The 292-nt window shown below is 64.7% G+C and carries 1 protein-coding gene; it reads right to left on the bottom strand.

What is annotated here, in order from left to right; genetic code table 11:
* A partial coding sequence (locus IO33_RS0142300) for a cbb3-type cytochrome c oxidase subunit I (protein WP_031174374.1) occupies positions 1-292 on the bottom strand: 292 nt, incomplete at both ends.

Raw genomic sequence — 292 nt, 5'->3', positions numbered from 1 at the left:
ACCGCCGGTGACGTACATGTGGTGGGCCCACACGGTCACGGACAGACCGGCGATCGCGATGGTCGCGGCGATCAGACCCATGTAGCCGAACATCGGCTTACGGGAGAACACCGGGATGACTTCGCTGATGATGCCGAAGAACGGCAGGGCGATGATGTACACCTCTGGATGGCCGAAGAACCAGAAGAGGTGCTGCCACAGCAGGGCGCCGCCGTTCGCGGCGTCGAACACATGGGCGCCGAATTTACGGTCCGCCTCCAGGGCGAACAGCGCGGCCGCGAGGACCGGGAAG

The sequence above is a fragment of the Streptomyces durhamensis genome (assembly GCF_000725475.1).
Classification (GTDB): domain Bacteria; phylum Actinomycetota; class Actinomycetes; order Streptomycetales; family Streptomycetaceae; genus Streptomyces; species Streptomyces filipinensis.
The sequence above is the reverse complement of the archived record's forward strand: the minus strand, read 5'-3'. Positions and strand labels throughout refer to the sequence as shown.